We start from the raw sequence: 23,140 nt of genomic DNA, 5'->3' as shown, positions 1-23,140 counted from the left end.
GACGGAGCGGAGAGGAGGCACACCCATGGCCACGAGCAGCAGGGGCGCCGGCAAGAGCCTGGTGCGCGCGACGCTGGCGATCCACGAGCCCCCGGTCGGGACGAGCACGACGCCCGGGGCACTGATGCGGACGTTCGGCTTCGAGTTCAATCCGGCGCAGCTGTCGCTGAGTCAGCGGGCGCAGTGGAAGGCCACGCCGACGATGGCCGTGCGCGACGGCTCCAAGCCGGAGTTCATGGGCGCCGAGCCGCGCGAGATGACCCTGGAGATCTTCCTGGACTCGTCGGCCGCGCCGACCGCCAACACGGTGCTCAAGAAGGTCGAATCGCTGCTGGACTGCTGCGAGGTGACGGCGAAGAGCATCGCCGCCGACCAGCCGTCGCCGCCGTGGGTGGTGTTCGAGTGGGGGTCCTTCTCCACGGCCCGGTTCGTCGCCTACGTGGGCTCGGTCGAGGCCTCGTACAGCCTCTTCGGCACGACGGGCGTGCCCATCCGTGCCACCTGTCAGGTGCACCTGGTGGAGATCCCGGGGAAGACCAAGGGGCAGAACCCGACCTCGGGCGCGCTCACCGCGCAGCGCGTGCACCGGGTGGTGGCCGGCGACTCCCTGCAGTCGCTGGCGTGGCGGGAGTACGGCTCGGCCACCGTCTGGCGGGCGATCGCCGAGCTCAACGGCATCGACGACCCGTCCCGGCTGGCGACCGGCACCGAGCTGGTGCTGCCGGCGCCCGAGGAGGTGTCGCGCTGATGGTGCGTCCCGCGTTCTCCAGCATCATGCAGGTGCGGATCGGTGCCGCCAAGCTCCCGGACGACATCGCCCCGCTGCTCGTGGAGGGCTGGGTCGACCAGGGCGTCAACGTGCCCGCCGCGTTCCGGCTGACCTTCCGCGATCCGTACCGCCTCGTCCTCGGCAAGCTCGGCGTCACCTTCGGCACGAGGGTGGTCCTCACGCCGATCTCCGACGGCCAGGGGGGCGGCAAGCCGCTCCTGACCGGCGAGGTCACCGCGTTGGAAGCCGACTACGACGGCACCGGAAGCTTCACCGTGATCCGCGGCTACGACTTCGGGCACCGGATGATGCGCCGGCGCCGTGTCGTCGCGTACCGCAACCAGAAGGCCTCCGACATCGCCCGCAAGCTCGCCGCCCTGGACGGCGTGCCGATCGGCCGGATCCAGTCGACGAAGGGCACGTACGGCTTCGTCAGCCAGTCCAACGTCACCGACTGGGACTTCCTCTCCCGGCTCGCGGACGAGAACGACATGGTGATGTCCCTGGACGCCCAGGGGAAGTTCCGGTTCGTCACGCCGACTCCGTCGGCCGGCGCTCCGTCCCCGCGGACCGACGGTGACAAGAGCCCCTTCGTCCTCCAGGCCGGCCACGACATCCTCCGGCTGCGGGCGGCGGTCACCGCCGCCGACCAGGTCGGCACGGTCGAGTCGCGCGGCTGGAACGTCACCACCAAGAAGAGGATCGTCGAGACGGCCCCGGTCACCACCGACCCCGGCATCTCCATCGGCCTCACGCCGGGCCAGGCGGCCGGGAAGTTCCCGTCGGCGCAGCTCGTCGAGACCGCCACGCCGTACGACCGGCAGGACGAGGTCCAGTACGCCGCCAAAGCCCTCGCCGCCGACGTCACCTCGTCGTTCGCGGAGCTGGAGGTCGCCGTGTACGGCAATCCCGAGCTGCGGCCGGGCGTGCCCGTGGCCCTCGGCGACGTGGGCAGGCCCTTCGAGGGCAAGTACACCGTCACCTCCGTGCGGCACGTCTTCGGCGACGGCAGGCACTACGAGTCGTGGATCACGGTGAGCGGCCGTCAGTGGCGCTCCCTGTACGGGCTGGCATCGGGCGGGGGCGGCGCGGACACCACGAGCGCCGCCCGGCTGCCCGGCGTGGCGAACGCCATCGTCACCGACGTGCAGGACCCGCTGAAGCAGGGGCGGGTCAAGCTCCAGTTCCCGTGGCTGGACAACACGTACGTGAGCGACTGGGCCCGCAGCGTGCAGTCCGGCGGGGTGGGCGGCGGCGGCGTCTTCCCTATGGACGTCGGGGACGAGGTGCTGGTCGCCTTCGACCGGGGCGCGCTGGACCACCCGTTCGTGATCGGCGGGCTCTACAACGGCCGGGACCTGCCGACCCGGGTCGACGACGTGCCCCTGCACGACGGGCTGAAGCGGAAGGCCGCCCGCCACACGGTGTCCGACCGGCAGGGCAACCGCGTCGACCTGCTCAGCCAGCGGACCGGCCGCCGGAGGCAAGGCGTCCGCATCGCCAGCGGTGACGACCGGCTGACCATCAACCTCGACCGGACCCAGACGGAGATCACCGTGGACAGCAAGGGGTCGGTGACCATCAAGGGCGGCCGCTCGGTGTCCGTCGAAGCCGGAACCGACCTGACGCTCAGCGCCCGGCGCCGGCTCACCATCAAGAGCGGCGGCCCCCTCGACATCCAGGGCAGCGGCGTCGTCAACATCAAGTCGCTGGGCGCCGTCAGCATGGACGCGGTCGGCGCACTCAGCCTCAAGACCCTGGGCGCCGCGATGATCTCCTCCGTCGGCACGGTCCAGGTCAACTCCGTCGCCAACGTCGGCATCCGCGCCGTCCGGCTCGACCTCCAGGGCCTCGTTTTCGTCAACACCGTGAAGTACCCCCTCCCCGCATGACCGGACGACCGCGCCGGCGCGCCCGCGCAGCCGGCGGAAGGAAAAGGCAGGTGGCCCCCTGATGGCCGAACAGTTCGTCGGCTCCGGCTGGGCGTTCCCCCTGCGCATCGGCCCCACCGGGGGCATCGCGCTGGTCAGCGGCGAGCGCGAGATCGAGGAGGCCATCCGGCTCGTGCTGGCCACCGCTCCCGGCGAGCGGCCGATGCGCCCGGAGTTCGGCTGCGCCATCCACGACCTCGTCTTCGCCCCGGTCAACGAGCAGACCGCGGGACGCATCCAGCACGAGGTGCACGTGGGCCTGGACCGCTGGGAACCCCGGATCGAGGTCCACGACGTGGAGGTCTCCGCCGGCGCCGACCAGGGCGTCCTGTTCATCGACGTCCGGTACTCCATCCGCGGGACCAACAACCCGCGCAGCCTCGTCTTCCCCTTCTACGTCATCCCCAGCCACGACGAGCCGGGCGCGCCGGGCTCCTCGGAAAGCGACCTCTGATGTCCCTGCCCTCCCCCAACCTCGACGACCGGCGCTTCCAGCAGTTCGTCGACGACGCCAAGCGCTACATCCAGCAGCGCGCCCCGGAGTGGACCGACCACAACGTCTCCGACCCCGGCATCACGCTCGTCGAGACGGTCGCGCACATGGCCGACCAGATCGTCTACCGCCTCAACCGCGTCCCGGAGAAGAACCACCTCGCCTTCCTCGACCTGGTGGGCATCACCCTCTTCCCGCCCTCCGCCGCGCGCACGGACGTCACCTTCTGGCTGTCCGCGCCCCAGGAGGACGTGATCCTGGTCCCGGCCGGTGCCGAGGTCGCGACGTTGCGCACCGAGCGGGAAGAGGCCGTCGTCTTCGCCACCGAGCGCGACCTGGCCGTCGTCCCGTGCGCGCTGTCCCACGTGGTGGTGCAGCACCGGGGGCAGCCGGTCGCGGACCGCACCACGGAACTCGACGAGCGCAAGGACGTGCTGTGCTTCGCCGAGGCCCCGGTACCCGGCGACTGCATGCTCATCGGTCTGACCGCGGCCGCTCCGTACTGCGCGCTCGCGCTGGAACTCGACAGCCGCGTCGACGGCGTCGGTGTCGATCCCCGCCAGCCCCCGCTCGTGTGGGAAGCGTGGACCGAGGACGGCTGGCAGCCGTGCGAGGTGGACCGGGACGGCACGGGCGGTCTCAACCGGCCCGGCGACGTCGTCCTGCACCTGCCCGGTGGTCATGTGCTCTCGCGCAACGGCGGGCACGAAGCCGGCTGGGTCCGCTGCCGCGTCACCGATCCGCTGCCGGGCCAGCCCTTCTACACCACCTCGCCGAGCATCCGTTCCGTCGAGGCCTACACGATCGGCGGCACCACGCGCGCCGTGCACGCGGAGACCGTCCACGACGAGGCCCTGGGCGAAGCCACCGGACTGCCCGGCCAGCGGCTGCGGCTGGCCCACGCCCCGGTCGTCGCCGATGACCCGCCGCTCCTCCTGCAGACCGCCGCCGACGACGGCTGGCAGGACTGGCGGGTGGTCCCGCACTTCGCCGCCTCCCGCCCCGGCGACCACCACGTCACCCTGGACGCCGCCACCGGCGAGATCGCCTTCGGCCCGGCCGTCCGGGAACCGGACGGGTCACTGCGCCAGTACGGGGCGGTCGCCCCCAAGGGTTCCGTCGTCCGCGCCCACCGCTACCGCACCGGCGGGGGACGCGACGGCAACGTGGCACGCGGCGCCGTGCAGGTGTTGCGCACCTCCGTCCCGTACGTCGCGGAGGTCGTCAACCGGGAGGCGGCGCGCGGCGGTGTCGACGGCGAGACGGTGGAGGAGGCCAAGCTGCGGGCACCGATCACCCTCCGCGCCCAGGACCGCGCCGTCACCCTGCGCGACTACGAGGAGCTCGCCCGCCGGGCCGCGCCCGAGACCGCGCGCATCACCTGCCTGGAGGGCGAGGAGGGCGAGCACGGCGCCTACGCGGTCCGCGTCCTCGTCGTCCCCCAGGCCGTCCCCGATCCTGGCGGGCGGCTGCGGTTCGAACAGCTCGTGCCCGGTGACGCGCTGCTGGGCCGGATCACCCGTCACCTCGACGAACGCCGTCTCGTCGGCACCCGGCTGGCCGTCGGCCCGCCGTACTACCAGGGCGTCACCGTCGTCGCCACGGTGCACGCCTTCCGCGGCGTCGACACCGACCGGGTGCGCCGCCAGGCGCACGACGCGCTCTACCGCCACCTCGACCCGCTGACCGGCGGCGCGGACGGCCAGGGCTGGCCCTTCGGCCGGCCCGTCCAGACCGGCGAGCTGTTCGCGGTCCTGCAGCGGGTCCCCGGCGTGGAACTGGTCGACGAGGTCGTCCTGCACCCGGCCGACCCCCTCACCGGACGACGCGGCAACCCCACCGACCGCATCGACCTGGAACGGCCCTCGCTGGTCTTCTCCTACGACCACCGCGTCCGCGTGATCGGGGACGGCGCATGACGGCCGCCGCCCACCGTGGCTCCGTCGACGGGCTCGGCTCCTCGCTCCCCCTGGGCACGATGCTCCCGGCCGTCTTCGCCGACGACGACCTGGCGCAGCGGTTCGTCGGTGGACTCGACGACGTGCTCGCACCCATCCTGAACGTCCTGGACTGCCTGGACACCTATTTCGACCCGGCGTTGACCCCGGCCGACTTCGCCCGGTGGCTCGGCGGCTGGGTGGGCGCCGAGACCGACGGCAGCGAGCCCGAGCCGCGGCTGCGGGCCGCCGTCGCGGCCGCCGTCGCGCTGCACCGGATCCGCGGCACGCGCCGGGGCCTCGCGGAGGCGGTACGGCTGGCGTTCGGCGTCGTACCCGACATCACCGAGAGCGGCGCCGCCGACTGGAGCGCCCGCCCGCTCGGCCCCTTCCCCGGCGCCCCGCGCCCCCGCCTCCACGTCAGCCTCCGGCTGCCCGACCCGACGCCGGCCGACGCCCACCGACTGGACTCCCTCGTCGCCGCCGCCCGGCCCGCCCACATGCCCTACACGGTCGAAGTGACGGCCGCCGAAAGGACCCCGCAGAGATGACCACGCAGAACTGTGCCGAGTGCGGAACGCGCGCGGAACCGGGCCAGTCCTTCTGCGACGCGTGCGGCGCCGTGCTCCGCTGGGACCAGGACGCCCGCGCCACGCGGCCCGCCGACCCGTCCCAGCAGCCCGGCGGGCCCGCCGCGGACGCGTCGCGGACCCCGCACGAGGACGCGGCCCGTACGGAACGGCCGGCGCGGGCCGCCGGCGGTTCCCCGGGGTCGGCGCCGGATCCGGCGGAGCAGCAGGGGCAGGAGGAGCCGGCGCCGGCCGCTCCGCCCCGTGCCCCCGCCGGCGGGCAGCCCGCCGGCCCCGCTCGGACACCCCCGGGCACCCCTTCACCCCAGGACACCGCACCGTCCGGGCCGGTAGCCGCCACCCCGCAGCCGCAGCCGCTCAGCGACACCATGTCCGACCGGGCGCGCTCCCTCCTGGTGCCCGTGGCGGACCCGGAGTCGCCGCACCCCGCTCCGGCGGGCGCCGGGCCCGTCCTGCCCGGACGGCCGGACGCCGACCGGCCCGCGGTACGCACCCCGGGAGAGCAGCCCGGCGTCGCGGGCGGCCCGCCGTGCCGGTGGTGCTCGACGCCCAACCCGCCCGACCGCCACTACTGCGTGCGCTGCGCGATGCCGCTGGCCGAGACCGGCGAGGCCTCCGCACCCGGAAGGGCGCCCTGGTGGCGCCGGCTCTTCGGCGGGCGGCGCCGCGAGACGCCGTGGGCGGGCGAACGTCCCCGGCTGCGCCGCGTCTTCGACCGGATCGGCACCTGGATCACCCTCGCGGTCGTCGTCACCCTGGCGATCCTGGGCTTCGTGTACCTGCCCGACGGCGTCCGGACCACCCTGGACCACTTCGCCAAGCGTGCCCCGGTCGCCCCGGACCGGATGGCGGCCTCCCGTTCCTATCCCGACCACGCGCCGGAGCTCGCCTTCGACAAGCGCAGCAACACCTGGTGGGGGCCCGGCGTCTCGCAGTCCGGCCAGGGCGAGTGGATCGAGGCCGACTTCAGCGAGCCGACCCGGCTGCTGGACCTGATCATCACCCCGGGCGTCTCCGCGCGGGCCGACAAGATCGGGGAGTCCGCCCTGCCGCACCGCGTCACGGCGACGATCACCGGTAAGGACGGCAAGGTCACCACGCGCCGGCTGACCCTGGATCAGGGGGCGGGCGGCCAGCGGCGCCCGTTCCGGGTCGGCGAGGTCACGAAGGTCCGCTTCACCGTCGAGTCGTCGCACGCGGCCTCCGCCGAGAAGCAGGTCGCCATTTCGGAGATCGAGTTCTTCGGCCCGTCGAACGCCAACCGCTCCTGACCGCACCACCCCAGTCCCCACACCCGACAGACCGCGGGGGGTGATGCCACATCACCCCCCGCACCGGCCGGCACCCCCACCGGCCGCCCCGCCCGCGCCCGGTGCGGGGGCCGTGGACCGGCATGGCCGACAATGCATCACGTGGCGGTGGGGTGGGGCAAGGCCTTGCGACAACCGGTACGGTGCCGGATCGCCGCCACGTCAAGGTTTGTGGGGGATCGCATGGGTGTGTTGGGTGTGCCGGATGCTGCCGGTGTGCGCGAGGACAGGTTCGACTGGTTCTGCGAGACGGTGTCCAGCGATGTGATGCCCGTCATGCTCAACACCCCTCATGCGGCCGACTTCCGCGCGGGCATCACGTACCTGGACCTCGGCGTGGTGGGGCTTTCCGCGGTCAGCTGCTCACCGGTGCTCTCGCGCCGCACCCCCGCCCACGTCCGGCGCGGCGATCCCGAGCACGTGCAGCTGGCGCTCGTCACACGGGGCGGCGTCAGGATCTCGCAGCGGGGCAACGAATCGATCGTCGCGGGGGCACTCGTGCTCACGGACACCTCGCGACCGAGCGAGGGGGCGTGCACGGGCGCGCAGACCGAGACGCTGGTCGTGCAGATTCCCCGTCAGGTCCTGGCGCTGGGCGCGGACCGGGTGGACGGCCTCCTCGCGCGGAGCCTGGCGGCGGACACGGGGACGGGCGCGATCCTCGCCGACTTCCTGAAGACCCTGCTCACACGTGGCCCGCACTGCCGCCCGGAGGAGCTGCGCGCGATGGGGTCCATCACCCTCGACCTGGCCACCGCGTTCCTCGCGCAGCAGCTCGGCGACCCCGGCCGGGCACCTGCCGAGGCCCGTGCGCAGGAGGCTCTGCAGCGGATCCACCGCTTCGTCGAGAACAATCTCGGTGATCCGGGGCTGACTCCCCAGGTGATCGCCGAACGGCACAACATGTCCCTGCGCCGCCTCCACGCCCTCTTCCGGGACCAGCCCCTGACCGTCTCGGCACTCATCCGCCAACGCCGGCTGGAGCGGGCCCACGCCGACCTCGCGTGCGCGGAACTGCGCGGCCGGGCCGTGCAAGTGATCGCGGCCCGCTGGGGCTTCTCCAGCGCCACCGCGTTCAGCCGGGCGTTCCGCGAGGCGTACGGGATCACCCCGAGCGAACACCGTGCGTCCTCCCTGCCCTCCTCCCCGGCCGCCCCAGGGCACGCGGAGCACAGGATCCGAGCACTCCACGCACACCACCGCGGGCTGCCCGGACTTAGATTCCCCTCTGGAGATACCGCCCCAGGGTGAACGGATCCAGGGGGCGACAGCCCCGCCTGGTGCCTGGCCGAGATCCTCTGACGAGGCGCACCGCGGATGATGGGCCTGGCGGGTACGGGGGTCTCGCCGCTCATACCCGGCCGCGCCCCGGAGGTCCGAGGACCGGTCCGTCTCCCCCGCGCGGGGGAGACGGGCCGGTCCCGGTGACCGATTCGGCCGGAGGGTGGTTCGGGCGGTGTCCTGCCGGGACGCGGTGGGCGCGGGCCAGAGGCTGTCCCAGGACGGCACCGGGGTCGACGCCGGTCAGGTCGCGGCTCGCGTCCCACAGCCGCGCCGCGACGGAGGCGTCGGCAAGGTGGTTCCACACCGGTTCGGGTCGGGGCTCGCCGCGCAGGCCGAAGACGCGCGGTCCCCACAGCTGGCCTCCACGCACGGTCGGGTCGAGCACCGCTCGGACCGCGGGCCACGCGCCGGCGTGTTTGCCCTGGACGAGGAAGGCCGCGGGTGCCGCGCCCAGCCGTGCCCGGGCGGTGCGCACATGGATCGGCGGCCGGGACGGGGTGAGGGAGTCCAGCGCGCCGCCGGGATGGACCACCACGCTCGCCACCGCGGCGCCGACGGCGCGCAGGCGGCGGTCGAGTTCGACCCCGAAGTACATCTGCGCCAGCTTGGAACGTCCATAGGAACGCTTGGGCCGGTAGTCCTTCCGGGAGTGCAGGTCGTCCGGGTCGAGCCGCTCCGACTTCGCCGCGAAGCTGCCCATGGTCACGACGCGACCCGCCGGCGCGGCCGACAGCAGTGGCATCAGCCACCGGGTCAACGCGAAGTGCCCGAGGTGGTTCGTGCCGAACATGAGCTCGTGGCCGTCCTCCGTCTCCCTGCGCGCGGGGTCGTCGAGCGCGACACCCGCGTTGTGGACCACCGCGTCAAGGCACTCCACCCCCAGCGACTCCACCACTGATCGCAGTGAGGAGAGGTCGGCGAGGTCCAGCGGAACGGCCCGCACCCGCGCACCGGCGACACGTGCGCGTATCGACGCCAGGGCGGCCTCGGCCTTCACGGGATTCCGGCTGCCGAGCACGACGGTCGCTCCGGTTGCCGACAACTGTTCCGCGACGAAGTACCCGATACCGGCGTTGCCGCCGGTGACCAGGAAGACACTGCCATCGGCACGCGGCGGGCGTCGGACGTTCCAGGGCGGAATGGAGGATGCGGACGACACGGCGACGGAGACTCCCCTGCTGGTGACAACGGCTGCCGCTGCATGCGGGCAACTCGACACCCACCACGGTTCCAGCGGCCGCCGACACATCCCCCACCGCTCACCGACAGTCCCGCCCGACGGCCGACATCCCACCGACACGGTGCCGACCCGTCGTGGGTGTGCGTCCCGCCGCCGCACTCGGCGGCGCCCCACACATCGGCCGCGGACCCGTTCACCCCACCCCCCATAAATTCGCTTAAGCATTCGAATTCGGGCCTTGGTGGCACCGCCGACGGGGCCGCTCCAGCCGCCGCCGCGGGCCGTTCAGCCGGTCGGGAGCGGGCCCGCGGGTCCGTTCGCCGGAGTGCTGTGCCTTCATTGCACGGATATTCTGGGAAGTGTGATCGAGTCTGGACGGCCGGGGCTCCGTCGGCGCTACGGCCGGGGGTGGCTTGTGCGGCTGTCGCCGGTCATTCTGACCGTCGTGATCGCCAGCCTGGCCTATGCCACTCCGCCGGAGCTGGCCTTCAGCCGCCTCCTGCCGGCGGCGCCGGCGCTGGCCGCCGCCATGTGGCCGGTCCTCCCCACCGTTCTGCTCGGCACGGTCTGCCTCCTCCTGATGATCGGCCTCAGCCTGGTCTTCCCCGATCTGGGAACGTGGTGGACGGCCGCGGGGATCATCGCGGTGACCGTGGCCGCGGCGTACGGAAGCCACCTCCGGCTCCAGCGCGAGCGCACCCTCCTCCAGCTACGGCTCGTCGCCGACGCGGCGCAGCAGGTGGTGCTCAGCCCCCTGCCCAGCCGCCTCGGGAACATCGAGATCGAGTCGCTGTACCTCGCGGCCGCGGCGGAGGCCCGCATCGGCGGGGACTTCTACGAGGTGGTCGACACTCCGTACGGGGTCAGGCTGCTCATCGGTGACGTGCGGGGCAAGGGACTGCCGGCGGTGGGGGCGGCCGCGGCGATCGTCAACGCCTTCCGGGAGGCCGCCTACGACGAGACCGACCTGGTGAACGTCGCACGCAGGATGGATGCCAGCAGCACCCGCTACAACTCCTCCTTCCCCCCGGAAGGCCCGATGGAGCGCTTCGCCACCGCCCTTCTCGTCCAGATCCCGCGCGAGGGCGGACACATCGACATCCTCAACTGCGGACACCCCCCGCCGCTGCTCCTGAACCGCAGGAACGTCCACACCCTTGATCCCGCGAACCCCTCGCCGCTGCTCAGCCTCGCCGAGCTGATCGGCGATCACTACAGCGTCGACACCTTCGACTTCACCGCCGGTGACCTGCTGCTCCTCTACACCGACGGGATCGCCGAGGCGCGTGCCCGAGACGGCGAGTTCTTCCCGCTGGCGGATTGGATGGGCCGACAGCCCCCGACGCCGCCCCGCGAACTGCTCACGGCCCTCCACCGCGACCTCGTCCACCACAGCAGGGGGCGCCTCGACGACGACATCGCCGCCCTGGCCGTCCGCCTGTACGAGCCCTGAGGCTCAGAACCCCGCGGGGTCAGGCGCCGGGCCGGACCGGGCCGACGAGGGTACCGGCGGCCACCTCGAAGCGGCCTTCGGCGACCGAGGCGCCCGGGATCTCGCCGCCGGGAGCCCTGAGCGTGAACGACGCCTCGTCCGCCGGGGTGCCGTGCCCGTTGTCGGGGACCTGGATGTCGAAGTGGACGGGTCGTCCCGGACCGAAGGTCACCGGTGCGGTCTGGTCGCCGTACCGACCGGCCGTGGTGCCCAGCGCTGTGCCGCGCAGCGAGAAGGCCACATCGGTCGGGGAGCCGGCGAGTCGGCACGGCGCGTAGCCCTTCGGCGCGGTCAGCGTGACCCGGAAGTGGACGTGCCCGGCGCTGGCCTGGTCCCGCGTGATCTTCGCGAGGTGGTTGGCCGGACGGCAGGCCGACGGGGCGGCGACGGCGCCCGCCGTCGCGGCCCGCGCGGTGCCCGCGCCCGCGATGGCCGCCAGAGTGACGGCGACGACAGCGGCGGTGGCGGACGTGCGGCTGGTGCGCATTCTGGACTCTCCCTGGTTTTCGGACCGGTTCCGCGGGCCTTCCCCGCGGAACCACGGGTCGGAGGGATCCCTGCCCGACGCCCCATCGCCCCAATGTCCCGAAACGCCGACAAAGCCACTCTTGCGCGGAAACAGCCGGGAGTGCCCTTCCGGGCCCGGCCGGACGCCCGGCCCGCGGACCGCCCGGGCGGGAGCGCCCGGGCGGTCCGGCCCTCAGGACGCCCGGTTGCGGAAGTCCTGGCGCAGGGCGTCGAGGATCCGCGCCGCTTCGTCCAGGTCCGCCGCGCGACAGCGGTCGATGGCCGACGACAGGCGGATGACCGCGTCGTCGTAACGGCCGAGGCCGGTTCCCTCGATCAGGGCCGTGACGCGGACGGCTTCTGCGCGCGGCACCTCGCCGTCCGCGCCGCCCTCCTCGTACGCGGCCACGGCGGCCTCGCCCTCGGCGAGGGCCTCGTGGAAGCGTTCCACCTCGGCGAGCACCCGGGCACGGCGGTAGCGCACGGCGCCGTTCTGGTACCAGGGGACGAAGCACTCGTCGTCCTGCGGAGCCGCCGCGCGCACCGCGTCCGCACGCGTCAGGTGCTCCAGTGCCTCCTCCAGGCCCTCCGCCTCGCGGCCGCGCACCGTCAGCCGTGCGAACTCGCACATCATCTGGATGACGAAGGAGGCGTTCGGGGCCTGCGCATGGGCGTCGACCGCGCGCTGATAGGCCGTACGGGCCGCGTCCCGCCGGTCGGCCAGCAGCAGCGCCGTCGCCGCCTCGGCCGCCACCATGGTGTGGATCTCGCGGTCCTCCTGCCAGGTCGCGACGGCGTCGGCCACCCTCAGGAACTCCTCCGCCGCCGGCAGGTACTCCTCCAGCTCCCGCAGCCCCCTGGCCAGGGTCAGCCTCACGTGGGCGCTCAAGCGCTCGTCGTCCCCTCCGGCCCCGGCGGCGGAGGCGTCCGGCAGGCCGGACAGGACCGACTCCAGGACGGCGACCGCGTCGGCCTGCCTGCCGTTGCGCGCCAGGACGTCGGCCAGTTGCAGGCGGACGTCGGTGGCTTCCCGGGACGCACCCTCGCGGTCGTAGCGGTCGGCCGCCTCCGAGAAGTGGCGCACCGCGCCGGTCGCGTCCCGCATGTGGGCCGCGGCGTGAGCGAGCAGGGCGTACGTCGGGGCCAGCGGGAAGTCCGCGTCGTCGTACCGCACGGCGTCGGCGACGGCCTGGTGCAGGAGTTCCGCGGCCTCCGCCGGCTCCTGCCGCGCCAGCAGGATCTGGGCGAGCCTGGCCCGTACGCGAGCGGCCCGCCAGGGGCGTTCGCCGGCGGTCAGCTCGGTCAGGGCCGCCCGCATCTCCGTCTCGGCCGTGGCGAGGTCGTCGCGGCGCGCGGCCCGGTCGGCCGTGAACAGCCGTGCGGCGGCGACCTGGTGGGGGACGGACAGGCGCTCGGCCTCGGCGCGCAGCGTACCGCCGACCCCCTTCGCCCACTCCAGCACGGACGGGTCCTCCTCCCGCGTCGCCTGGTGGGCGGCCAGGGCGCACGCGTGCAGGGTGACGAGGTACTCCTGTACGCGCTGCGCGGCGGTGTCGGCGCCGGACCCGGCCGCCTCCTCCTCCGAGGCCCCCTCCGTGAGGGGCGCCGTGACCTTGAGGTCCTCGGCAAGCCGCAGGGTCTTGTCGACGGTGGCCCGGATCTCGGCGGCGTCCGGGTGACGGGCCGCCGGGTCCGCGGCATCGTCGGGCGCCTCGCGGGCCTTCTCGTCCTGCCCGATGGTCAGCCGTGCGAAGGCGTGGGCCCGCAGGGCCAGGGCGTGCCAGGGCTTGCCGAGCGCGTCGTACAGCTCGCCCGCCCGTTCGAGCTCGGCCGCGGACTCGTCTTCGTGGTCCTCCTGTGAGAGTTCGTACGCCCGGTGCTCCGCCAGTTCCGCGAGCAGCAGGTCCTCCGGGCCGAGCCGGTCGTCGTGGGTGGCGCTGCCGTCGTCGAGGCGCTCGGTGACCCGGCGCCACAGGCGGGTGCCGCCGGGGTGCCCCACCACGGTCAAGCGGCGTGCCTCGCGCACCAGCTCGAAGAAGTCCTCCGGGATGGGCGGCGCACCGGCGGCGCTCCCCGCGCCGGCCGCGGTGGCGGTCGCCGCACCGGGGGCGGCGGCGGGCGCGGCGGGCTTCGGGAGCGCCGTGCGCAGTCCGAGCGGCAGCGGCTCGTCGAGCAGCGGCGGCTGCGCGAGCCGCGCCCGGCGGACGTCCCCCACGGTGGTGCTGCCGTTGCGGGCGTCGAAGGCCGCGCCGAGCCGGTCCCCCTCGGCGCGGACGTGCGCGAGCAGCGCGCCGGCGGTCCACACGCGGCCGGGCGGCCCCGCGACGGCCGTGTCCTCGTGGCCGTCCCCGACGATGCGGGCCAGCAGCACCTCCACACCGGTCAGGAAGCCCAGCCGGGACAGCGGGGCGCCGGTCGCCTCGAACAGCGGTCGGTTCTCGGCGAGGACCTCCAGTCCGCGGCCCTCGTTGCGCGAGAGCGCGCAGAACTCCAGGTGCATGCCGATCTCGTCCTGCATGCCGGTGTTGCCGCGCACCCTCCGGTAGCCGGTGAGGTGGTGGGAGCGGGCCTCGTCGGTGCGCCCGGTGCGCAGCAGGGGCAGGAGCGCTCGCGCCTGGCTCAGCTGCGGCTCGTCACTGCAGCCCTGGTCGCCGGAGAGGACCGGACGCCAGTGTTCGAGGGCCGAGGCGTCGTCGCCGGTGCGCACCGCGTGCCCGGCGAACTGGCGTACCTCACAGGCCTCGCAGTCGCTGAGCTCGCAGCGCGGGCGCGTCGCCCACAGGTCGTAGGCATCGGCCACGCCGGTTCCCGTGTGGGAGGCCACGTGGTAGCGCATCGCCGCGACGGGCTGCATGTCGTGGCCCGCGTCGGCGTAGCGTCCGCGCATCCGGTCGATCCAGCCCTCGACGGTGGCCAGCGGCACCTCGGGGACCTGGAGCGGGACGTGGTGACCCACTTGAACCGCCAGAAGACCTGGTGGGCCTCCCATTCGCTGAACGCGCCCGGTTCGGTGTCCCACAGCTTGAGCAGCCGGGCGAAGACCACCGGGGCCTTGCGGTGCTCGCCGGTGAACTCGTACGCCGACATCAGCTCCAGCAGAGCCGTCGCCAGTACGTCCGTCTTCTCCAGGGCCTCGGCCGCCTCGACGAGTTCCTCGGCGGTGACGGTCCGCTGCAGCCCGTACGGCCGGCCGTTGTTCTCGCGGAGCGCCTCGAACACGGCCTCGGGGGTGTCCAGCATCACAGTTCCTTCCGGGGCTCGGCGCCGGACGCGTCCGGGCCGGCGTTGTGCATGGCGTGGGTGAGCAGACCGATGAACGCGCGGTTGAGCAGGGCGCTCTCACTGGCCCGCAGCGGCCGGCGGCTCAGCAGCAGCGCCTGTCCGTAGAGGGCCTCGGCGGTGGTGACGGCGAGGCCGCGCTCGGCGATCGTGACCGCCTGGCGCACCAGGGGGTTGAGGTGGTTCAGGACGAGCTGGGCGGGCGGGGTCTCCTGGTGGAGCGAGCCGAGGATGTCGGCCCACAGGCCGTCGCCGTCGGCCGCCAGGCTCGACCGGGTCCGCTCGTGCCGCGCCTCCCGGTTGTCGAGCAGCAGGGCGGGGGCGGTGACGGGCTGGAAGTCCCGCAGGACCACGTCGCAGTCGTGCACGCCGATGGTTTCCCGGGCGACGGCCAGGAACGTCGCCGCGCGCAGCTCCGCCGTGGGGTCCACGGCGTCCAGGTGGGCGGTGACCAGAGCCGGGTCGAGGTCGGTGACGGCCGTGCCGGGACGGATCTCGGGCAGCCGGTGCACCAGGTCGCGGTCGTAGGTGTAGCCGCCGTTGACGACGCCCAGGCCGGCGGCGGACGCGATGGGGGCGACCTGCCGGAACTCCTCGACGCTACGGGTCACCAGCACCGTCGGGTGGGACCGGAGGAACTCCTCCAGGGTGATGTTGCCGTCGGTGGTCTCGAAGGGCAGCCACGGCAGCACGACGCGCAGCAGCTCGTCGTCGTGGCGTGCGAGGGCCTTCACCGCGAGGTGGTGGACGTCGATGAAGCGGTGCAGCAGCGCCGGGTCGCTCGCCGCCAGCCCGGTCAGCCAGTCGCGGATCCGGTCGCCCAGCGCGTCCCGTACGGCGGCGAGGGTGCCGTCCTCGTACAGCGACTCGCGGGAGGCCGTCGGCCGCAGGCTGGTGGTGTCGACCACGCAGCGTACGAAGAACGCCCACTCGGGGAGCAGTTCGGGCGCCCGGTCGGTGAGCAGCATGCCCTTGAGGTGTACGCGGTGCCCGGCGCGCTGGGCGGGGCTCACGGACGTCGGCAGGACGTACGCGACGCCGCGCAGCCCGGCGGCGGGCAGGTCCAGCTCGATCGTGTCGAGCGGGGTGAAGTCGAACTGCTCGCGGCAGTACGCGGTCAGTGCCTCGCGGCGGGCCAGCGGGGAGCGGTGCCGCTGCTCCCACGGCGGTGTCACGTTGACGCGCTCGGGCGCCTCGCCTCCGGGGCCGGCCACGCGCACCTCGTGGCGCAGCAGGCTCCCGTAGTGCCGGGCCAGCGCGACGACCCGCTGGGGCTCGGTCCATTCCGCGTTGTCGGCGCGCGGGGTGAGGCGGACCGTCGTTCCCGGCTCGGGGACGGCCGAGGCGTCGAGCGTACGGATGGTGTAGCGGCCGTCGGAGTGGCCGCGCCATTCCACGGCGGGAGCGGCCGGGTCGGCGGCGGACCGGCTGACCACGGTGATCTCGTCGGCCACCACGAAGCAGGCGAGCAGGCCGATGCCGAACTGGCCGATGAACTCGCCGCGGGCGGCGTCGAGCCCGGCGCCGTCCAGGGCCCCGTCGGCGGTCCGCTTGGAGCTGCGTCCGATGGTGGCCAGGAAGCGGTGCACGTCGGCTTCCGTCAGGCCGATTCCGGTGTCGGTGACGGTGAGCGTGTCACCGGTGCGCACCGTGATGGTGCCGGGGGCGCCGGGGTGCAGGGCCTGCCGGGCGGTGATGGCGTCGACGGCGTTCTGGAGCAGTTCCCGCAGGTAGACGCGGGGACTGGAGTAGAGGTGGTGGGAGAGCAGGTCGACGAGGCCGCGCAGGTCGACCTGGAAGGTGTGCGAGTTCTCGGGGTGGGTCACCGGTCGGGGTCCTTCTGTGGGCGTGCCCGGGCAGGGCGGGGCCGAGCCCCGGCTCGGCACGGGGACGGAGCGGGGCGGCCCGGCACGGCGCGGGCGACGGGGAACGGGAACGGGCGGGGCCGGACGGCTGGGCCGCGCGGCGGGCTCAGCGGCCGGCGGCCGAGCGGTGTTTCCGGTAGGCGGCGACGGGATCGGAGCCGTTCAGGTACTGCCACGGCGACTCGGTCACGTCGCCGTCGGTCGCCTCGAAACACTCGCGGGCGGCGGACCGCTCCCCGGCGAGGGAGAAGGCCATGGCGAAGGAGTTGAGTACCTGGATCCGCTGGTACGGGGAGGCCAGGCGTTCGAAGTCCGGGTGACGGAACGAGTGCGCGGCCGCCTCGTGGAGGGAGGCGCTGACGTCGGGGCGGCCCATGTACCGGCCGTCGGCTCCCGAATCGAGCATGAGCCACTGTTCGAGGTGTGCGTCCGGAACCAGCATGCCCAGTGCCGACCCGCCGGGCGCGGCCGCGGCGGATTCCCGTGCGAAGGCGTGCATCTGCTCGTCGGAGCCGCCCCACTTCTTGCAGACCTGCTGCAACTGCTGGCTGTGCGCCCCCAGGTGGTGCGGGGTGCGGCGCACGGCCGCTTCGAACCGCCGCAGCGCGAGGGTGGGGCCGACCTGGAGACCGCGTCCGGTGATCTGGAGGCCGTACCAGGGGGACGACCATTGCGGCTCGCGCTCGGCGGCCTCGTAGAACCACTGCTCGGCCAGCCGCAGGCGCCCGTGGAACAGGTCGAACTGCTCGCGTGACACGTGCTTGGCGAGGGCGCCGGTGCGCGCCTCCCAGCCCCAGGTGATGTGCCTGAAGCCGGCCAGGACGCGCGGCAGTGCCGCCTCCGGCTCGGCCTCGACGGCCTGCACGATCCACCGCTCCACGCCCGCCGTGTCGGCGACGGCCCAGAGCAGCTCGGTACGGTCGCCGCCCTCGGGGTGTGCCTCGAAGAGCCCGCGCACCGTCGCCCAGTCGGCCGTCGCGGCGGCCTCGCGGGCCTGCGCGACGTCCGGGTCCCCGGAGTCCTTCCGCAACCGTGCGGCGGGCCGCCCCGTCCACTTCCCCAGCGTGCGCCCCATGTCGCGGAGCAACGCCATGTCCCCACCCCTTGCCGTGTTCGTGCGGGGCAGCGGATCGATCGCTCCCCGTGAGGGAAGTGACTATCACGCGCGTCCGACAATCGCACAACCATATGTGGCCGCTGTCGCGGAGGACCCGCTGATCAGGGGGTTGCCGGAGTGGGGTTCGGCCGCCCGGCGCATCCGGCCGGCGGAGTGGAAGGGAACGGAGCGGTGTGCCGCCGGGATCCCGCCGGCCCTACCGCGGCCGGCCCGGACGCGTCCGGCGCCTCGGGGTGGGCGCCCTTCGGGCTTCCCGGTGGGCGGCTTCGTGGTGTCAGAAGGCGTAGACCGGGTTGCCGTTCAGGGTCGCGGACATCTCGCACGCGTTGGAGAAGGTGTGCTTCCACGCGACGCGGCTGCCGCGCCAGACGCCGTCGGCGGTGACGGTGACGGGGTCGTAGAGCATCGGGCAGACCCGGCCCGCATCCGGGGCGGCCAGCAGGTGGCCCAGCTCGCCGCCGGTGGCGTTGAGGGCGTCGCACGCGGCCCTGGGGGTGGGGTGGGTGCCCTCGGCGGTGTAGGCGCAGCTGAGGACGGCGGCGCGCAGGACGGTACCGCCGATGGCCGCGCCGTCACCCTGGGCGACGGTGAAGACCATGGCGGACGGGGCGTACGGGCTCGCGGGCTTGGCCTCCGCCAGGCCCGTGGTGCCGGCGAGGCAGAGGAGGGCGGCGGCGGAGACGGTGGCTAAGCGGTGACGCACGAGAAGACTCACTTTCGATTCGAAGGCCGATGATCGCGTCACATCCCCCATGTGACGCTCAAGCGGGGCAGAGCCTGCCAGATCTGAAGGCCCGTCGCATATGGGTGAGCGGTTTGCGGACACGTTCGTTCGGATGTCGGACATCAGGGCGCCATCCGTGCGGCCGTCGGGGTCATGTCGCAGGTCCGCGGCACGAGGGGGCGCGGCGCTCCGCCCGCCACGTCCCGGCCTTCCGCGCCACCCGCCCTGGTGGGCGCGGCGCGGGTTTCGCGGAACGGCCGTCCAGAGTGGCCGAATCGGCGCGACGAGCCGCCGCCACCCCGCCGGGCCAGGCGCCACCAACCCGGCGGGTCCGGTAGCGGTCCGCATCGCGCCCCTCGCGTTCAAGGACTGCACCACGGACGCGTCCGGCCTGCGCGTCGCCGTGGAAACGAACGTCGCTGCCGGGCCGGCCCTGACCGGCCGGAGTCCGGTGGCGCCCTCTCCGGGCCGGCCCTCGGGGCGGCGGCCGATCGCCAATGACCCTGCGGACAGAGGTTGTTAACCTATGGCCATCAATTGGGGAGGGGTGGGGCGGCGCCTCCCGCTCCGGACCTCCCGCCTCCGGCACGCCCCGCGCACCGCGCGCGACGCCGCACCTGGAGAGGTCTCGTCCATGCCCGTGGTCAACGACCGGATCAGCGTCCTGTCCGAGGACTTCGCCGCCGACCCGTACCGTCACTTCGCCCGGCTCAGGGAACGGACCCCGGTGCACTACGAGCCCGCGGTCGACGGCTACTTCCTCTCCCGCCACCAGGACGTGAAGCGGGTACTGACCGACCACGAGGCCTTCAGCACCGAGACGTTGCAGGTACGCGCGGAGCCCGTGATGCGCGGGCCCGTGCTCGCCCAGATGACGGGCGCCGAGCACACGGCGAAGCGGAAGATCGTCGTTCGCAGCTTCACCGGGGCCGCCCTCCGGGACCAGATGCGCGCCGTCCACGCCAACGCCGCCGAACTCCTTGCTCCCTTCCTCCCCCGGGGCCGCATGGACCTGGTCAACGACTTCGGCAAACCCTTCGCCATCCGCGTCACGCTCGACGTGCTCGGGCTGGACCGCGAGGACTGGCGGCAGTTGGCCGCCTGGCACCGCGGGGTCGCGGAGTTCATCACCGCCCTGGCCCTGACGCCCGAGCGGCGCCGGCACTGCCTGGAGTGCGCCGAGCGGCTGGAGGCGTACCTGCGTCCCGTGATCGCGCGGCGGCGCCGCCATCCGGGTGAGGACCTGGTGTCGAAGCTGTGCACCGCCGAGTTCGACGGCGTCGCCATGAGCGACCGCGACGTCACCGCCCTCGTCATCAACGTCCTGGCGGCCGCCACCGAACCCGCCGACAAGACGCTCGCCCTGCTCTTCAAGCACCTGATCGACCACCCCGAGCAGCTGGCGCAGGTCCGCCGCGACCCGGGCCTGCTGCCCGCCGCGATCGCCGAGACCCTGCGCCACACCCCGCCGGTCCAGCTCATCCCCCGCCAGGCGGAGCGGGACGCCGTGTTCGCCGGTGTCACCGTCCCCGCTGGCGCCACCGTCTTCTGCATGATCGGCGCGGCGAACCGCGATCCCGACGCCTTCACCGCCCCGGACACCTTCGACATCCACCGCCCGGACCTGGCCACCGCCCGCTCCTTCACCGCGGCCGCCCAGCACCTGTCCTTCGGCACGGGACTCCACCAGTGCGTCGGAGCGGCCTTCACGCGCGCCCAGATCGAAACCGTCGCCGCCCTGCTGCTGCCGGTGCTCGACCGGGTCCGCTTCAGCCCCGGGTTCCGCTACCGCGAGGCCGGTCTGTACACCCGCGGACCCGTCGCCCTGCCCCTGGAGTTCACGCCCCGCCTCGGCTGACGGCCCACACCGTACTCCCACACCCCCTCGAACGAAGCGAGCGAAGACCGACGATGCCACCGACCGACATCACCCGCGCCATCAACGACCTGCTGTTCACCCCGGACCTCGACCTCGCCGAAGCCGTCGACCGGCACTTCACCCCCGACTACCGACAGCGCACCAACGGCGTGTGGAGCGACCGGGCCGGCTTCGTCCGGCACATGACCCGCCTGCGCGCCCTGGTCCGCGGCGGGCACATCGAGGTCCACGAGGAGCTGCGGGACGGGCCGGTCTACGCCGACCGTCACACCGTCACCGTCCTGCGGGACAACGGCCGTACCTCCCGCACCGAGGTCTACCTCTTCGCGCGGATGGCCCCCGACGGCCGCTTCCGGCGCGTGGAGGAGACCACCCTCCTCGTCGACGGCCACCCCGACGACGGCAACCTCGCCACCATCACGTGACGTGAGCCTTTACCCAGCACTGGTTCCTGCCGGATCCCCTTCCGCCTACGCTCTCTGACGGAGCAGCGGCGGCCCCGGCCCTGCGGGCCTGACCAGCCCTCACGGACCGAAGGGCGACAGCCCGTCGTACGCCCGCGCGATGCGGTGCGGCGCGTACGGGCGGCGCCCTGCCGATCGGAGCCGGACGGAGGTGCTGGTACCCCCTCCGGTGCGGGAACGAGGGGTGGAGGCGCCATGGCGTCCGTGGGGGAAAGACTCAGCAGAGCGCGCGTGCAGGCCTTCATCGGCCGGGACGAGCAGCTCGGGCGCTTCGAGGAGGCCCTGGCCGGTGATCCACAGGCACCGTTCGCGTTCTACGTGTACGGGCCCGGCGGCATCGGGAAGTCGACGCTGCTGCGTCGCCTGGCGGACCACGCCCGTGCGGCGGGCCGGCTGCTCGTCGAACTCGACGGCCGGTTCGCCGACCGGGACCCGGCCGACTTCGAGCGTGCCGCCGGGCCCTTCCTGGACGTTCCCGGCACCGTCCTGCTCGTCGACTCCTTCGAACACTGCCAGTGGCTGGAGAGCTGGCTGTGGCAGCACTTCCTGCCCCGCGCCGCCGAGGACACCCTGGTCGTACTGGCCGGGCGGCGGGCCCCGCAGCCCCAGTGGACCGCCGACCCCGCATGGTCCCGGCTCCTGCACGTCACCGAGCTGGCCCCCTTCTCCGACGATCAGGCCCGCCACCTGCTGACCGCCGCGCGGATCCGGCCCGAACTGCGCGACCGGGTCATGCGTTTCGCCGGCGGCAACCCGCTGGCCCTGTCCCTGGCCGCCGCGGCGGGATCGGAGGGCTGCGGCCGGGAGGAGATCTGGGCCCCCTCCGCGGACGTCCTGCGCACCCTGCTGACGGGACTGATCGGCGAGGTGCCCACGGCCGCCCACCGCCGTGCCCTGGAGGTGGCGGCGCAGGCGCGCTCGACGTCCGAGGAACTGCTCGCCGCCGTGCTGCCCGCGGAGGACGACCGGTACGACGCCCACCTGCTGTTCTCCTGGCTGCGGGACCTCCCCTTCATGGAATCCACCCACCAGGGGCTCCACCCGCACGACGCCGCGCGCGAGACGCTCGCCGCCGACCTGCGCTGGCGGGCACCGAACGCCTTCGAGACGATCCGCCGCCGCCTTGCGGACGAGTACCTGCGCCTGCTGCGCGAGGCGCCCGAGGACCGGGTGTGGACGGTCACCGACGAGCTGTTCCACCTCTTCCGGGAGGGCGCGACCCTGGCGCGGCTGCGCACCTGGTCCCGCGAGGACGAGGTGCACGAACGCCCCCTGCACCCCGACGACCTCGACGTCGTCCTGCGCATGGCCGAGGAGACGGAGGGGGCCGCCTCCGCGGAGCTGGTCCGCTACTGGGCGGAGCGCCAGCCACGGGCCTTCAGCGTCTACCGCCTCGTCGGCACGGGCCGGACCGTGGCCTTCACGGCGCGGCTGGCCCTCCCCGCCCCGCCCGACCCGCAGGACCTGGCCACCGACCCGGTCGTCGCCGCGGCATGGGCGTACACCGAGGCGACGGCGCCGGTCGCCCCCGGCGCGCACATCGGCGTCAGCCGCTTCTCCGTCTACCCCGAGCGCTACCAGGTCCCCTCGCGCGTCATCGACCTGAGCAGTTCGCGGGCGCAGGCGGAGGCCGCCCGGGCCCACGGCCGCGCCTACGGGTTCGCCGTCTACCGGGACGCCGAGACCTGGGGCGCACGGGTCAAGGGCACCCTCACCGACACCGGGGCGCGGCCGCGGGTCGGTGCCCACACGTACGGGGTGTTCGGCGTCGACTGGCGTCAGGAGCCCGTGGAGGCGTGGCTCCAGCGGTTCATATCGGCCACGGAGGTGCCGGCGCCCGTCGGCGCGGGACCCTCGCCCCTCTCTCGCGCCGCGTTCGACCGGGCCGTACGGGAAGCGCTGGCGCACTGGCGCGACGCGGGCGCCTTCGCCGCCTGTGCCCTCCTGCGCACCCGGCTCGCGGCCGACTTCGAGGAGCCCGTCGGTGAGCTGCGCACGCTGCTGCACCACGCCGTCGACGACCTGGCCCGCGACCCGCGCGGGGTGCGGGCCCGCGAGGCCCTGACCGCGGGGCACTTCTCCGGCGCCCCCACCCAGGAGGCCGCCGCCCGCCGCCTCGGGCTCCCGTACGGGACCTACCGCCGTCACCTGCGGCAGGGCCTGGACCTGCTGTGCGAGGCCTTGTGGCAGCGGGAGGTGCAAGGGCCCGGATGAACCCGTCCGTCGACCGCGGTGGCGACCGGGCGACCGGGCGACCGGGTGACCGGGTGACGGCCGGGGTGGACAGGTGCGGACAGCGGTGGACAGTGGACGTGCCCG

At 73.8% G+C, this 23,140-nt stretch carries 17 protein-coding genes; 11 read left to right on the top strand and 6 right to left on the bottom strand.

All coding sequences use genetic code 11. The features are described from left to right. The first annotated feature begins 25 nt into the window (after positions 1–25). The 7 genes from ACZ5D2_RS29780 (at position 26) to ACZ5D2_RS29750 (ending at position 8,281) form a co-directional block, all read left to right on the top strand. A complete protein-coding gene (locus ACZ5D2_RS29780; protein ID WP_371680729.1) occupies positions 26–748 on the top strand; it encodes a CIS tube protein in 723 nt (240 codons plus the stop codon). After that, positions 748–2,661, top strand: coding sequence for a VgrG-related protein (locus ACZ5D2_RS29775; protein ID WP_468933561.1), 1,914 nt, complete (start codon positions 748–750; stop codon positions 2,659–2,661). The genes ACZ5D2_RS29780 and ACZ5D2_RS29775 overlap by 1 nt, the downstream gene beginning before the upstream one ends. A gap of 61 nt (positions 2,662–2,722) precedes the next feature. Next, positions 2,723–3,154, top strand: a complete 432-nt coding sequence (locus tag ACZ5D2_RS29770; protein WP_371680726.1) for a GPW/gp25 family protein — start codon at positions 2,723–2,725, stop codon at positions 3,152–3,154. Further along, positions 3,154–5,112 carry a putative baseplate assembly protein gene (locus ACZ5D2_RS29765; protein ID WP_468933558.1) on the top strand — a complete coding sequence of 653 codons (1,959 nt, stop codon included), beginning with the start codon at positions 3,154–3,156 and terminating at the stop codon, positions 5,110–5,112. The genes ACZ5D2_RS29770 and ACZ5D2_RS29765 overlap by 1 nt, the downstream gene beginning before the upstream one ends. Continuing rightward, positions 5,109–5,681, top strand: coding sequence for a phage tail protein (locus ACZ5D2_RS29760; protein WP_371680723.1), 573 nt, complete (start codon positions 5,109–5,111; stop codon positions 5,679–5,681). The genes ACZ5D2_RS29765 and ACZ5D2_RS29760 overlap by 4 nt, the downstream gene beginning before the upstream one ends. Continuing rightward, complete coding sequence (locus ACZ5D2_RS29755) at positions 5,678–6,991, top strand: NADase-type glycan-binding domain-containing protein (RefSeq protein ID WP_468933555.1); 1,314 nt, start codon at positions 5,678–5,680, stop codon at positions 6,989–6,991. The genes ACZ5D2_RS29760 and ACZ5D2_RS29755 overlap by 4 nt, the downstream gene beginning before the upstream one ends. A 222-nt stretch (positions 6,992–7,213) precedes the next feature. Beyond that, a complete protein-coding gene (locus ACZ5D2_RS29750) occupies positions 7,214–8,281 on the top strand; it encodes an AraC-like ligand-binding domain-containing protein (RefSeq protein WP_468933553.1) in 1,068 nt (355 codons plus the stop codon). A gap of 100 nt (positions 8,282–8,381) precedes the next feature. Here the strand turns inward: ACZ5D2_RS29750 and ACZ5D2_RS29745 are convergent, their stop codons facing one another. After that, positions 8,382–9,473 carry an SDR family NAD(P)-dependent oxidoreductase gene (locus tag ACZ5D2_RS29745; protein ID WP_468933550.1) on the bottom strand — a complete coding sequence of 364 codons (1,092 nt, stop codon included), beginning with the start codon at positions 9,471–9,473 and terminating at the stop codon, positions 8,382–8,384. A 382-nt stretch (positions 9,474–9,855) separates the two neighbouring features. Here ACZ5D2_RS29745 and ACZ5D2_RS29740 point away from each other — a divergent pair, with 382 nt between their 5' ends. Next, positions 9,856–10,947 carry a PP2C family protein-serine/threonine phosphatase gene (locus ACZ5D2_RS29740; protein WP_371680719.1) on the top strand — a complete coding sequence of 364 codons (1,092 nt, stop codon included), beginning with the start codon at positions 9,856–9,858 and terminating at the stop codon, positions 10,945–10,947. Positions 10,948–10,966: 19 nt separating this feature from the next. Here ACZ5D2_RS29740 and ACZ5D2_RS29735 read toward each other — a convergent pair whose 3' ends face one another. From ACZ5D2_RS29735 to ACZ5D2_RS29715, 5 genes are all read right to left on the bottom strand, one after another. After that, positions 10,967–11,473: a DUF4232 domain-containing protein gene (locus ACZ5D2_RS29735; protein ID WP_371680718.1), complete on the bottom strand. Its 507-nt coding sequence runs from the start codon at positions 11,471–11,473 to the stop codon at positions 10,967–10,969. A gap of 213 nt (positions 11,474–11,686) precedes the next feature. After that, on the bottom strand, positions 11,687–14,449 hold the full coding sequence (locus ACZ5D2_RS29730) for a hypothetical protein (RefSeq protein ID WP_468933546.1): 2,763 nt from the start codon (positions 14,447–14,449) through the stop codon (positions 11,687–11,689). Positions 14,450–14,732: 283 nt separating this feature from the next. Continuing rightward, positions 14,733–16,598, bottom strand: a complete 1,866-nt coding sequence (locus tag ACZ5D2_RS29725; RefSeq protein WP_371680716.1) for an HSP90 family protein — start codon at positions 16,596–16,598, stop codon at positions 14,733–14,735. A 145-nt stretch (positions 16,599–16,743) separates the two neighbouring features. Then, a complete protein-coding gene (locus tag ACZ5D2_RS29720; protein WP_371680715.1) occupies positions 16,744–17,730 on the bottom strand; it encodes a hypothetical protein in 987 nt (328 codons plus the stop codon). Positions 17,731–18,028: 298 nt separating this feature from the next. After that, positions 18,029–18,457, bottom strand: a complete 429-nt coding sequence (locus ACZ5D2_RS29715) for a subtilase-type protease inhibitor (RefSeq protein ID WP_371680714.1) — start codon at positions 18,455–18,457, stop codon at positions 18,029–18,031. 547 nt (positions 18,458–19,004) lie between these two features. Between ACZ5D2_RS29715 and ACZ5D2_RS29710 the strand changes: the two genes are divergently transcribed. The 3 genes from ACZ5D2_RS29710 (at position 19,005) to ACZ5D2_RS29700 (ending at position 23,035) form a co-directional block, all read left to right on the top strand. Further along, positions 19,005–20,336, top strand: coding sequence for a cytochrome P450, cyclodipeptide synthase-associated (locus tag ACZ5D2_RS29710; protein WP_371680713.1), 1,332 nt, complete (start codon positions 19,005–19,007; stop codon positions 20,334–20,336). 53 nt (positions 20,337–20,389) lie between these two features. Further along, the gene (locus ACZ5D2_RS29705; RefSeq protein WP_371680711.1) at positions 20,390–20,782 is read left to right on the top strand and encodes a nuclear transport factor 2 family protein; all 393 of its coding nucleotides are present in this window, start codon (positions 20,390–20,392) and stop codon (positions 20,780–20,782) included. Between the two features lie 270 nt (positions 20,783–21,052). Beyond that, the gene (locus ACZ5D2_RS29700; RefSeq protein ID WP_371680710.1) at positions 21,053–23,035 is read left to right on the top strand and encodes an AAA family ATPase; all 1,983 of its coding nucleotides are present in this window, start codon (positions 21,053–21,055) and stop codon (positions 23,033–23,035) included. Positions 23,036–23,140: the final 105 nt, after the last annotated feature.

Source organism: Streptomyces sp. NPDC031479 (assembly GCF_055581065.1).
The sequence above is the reverse complement of the archived record's forward strand: the minus strand, read 5'-3'. Positions and strand labels throughout refer to the sequence as shown.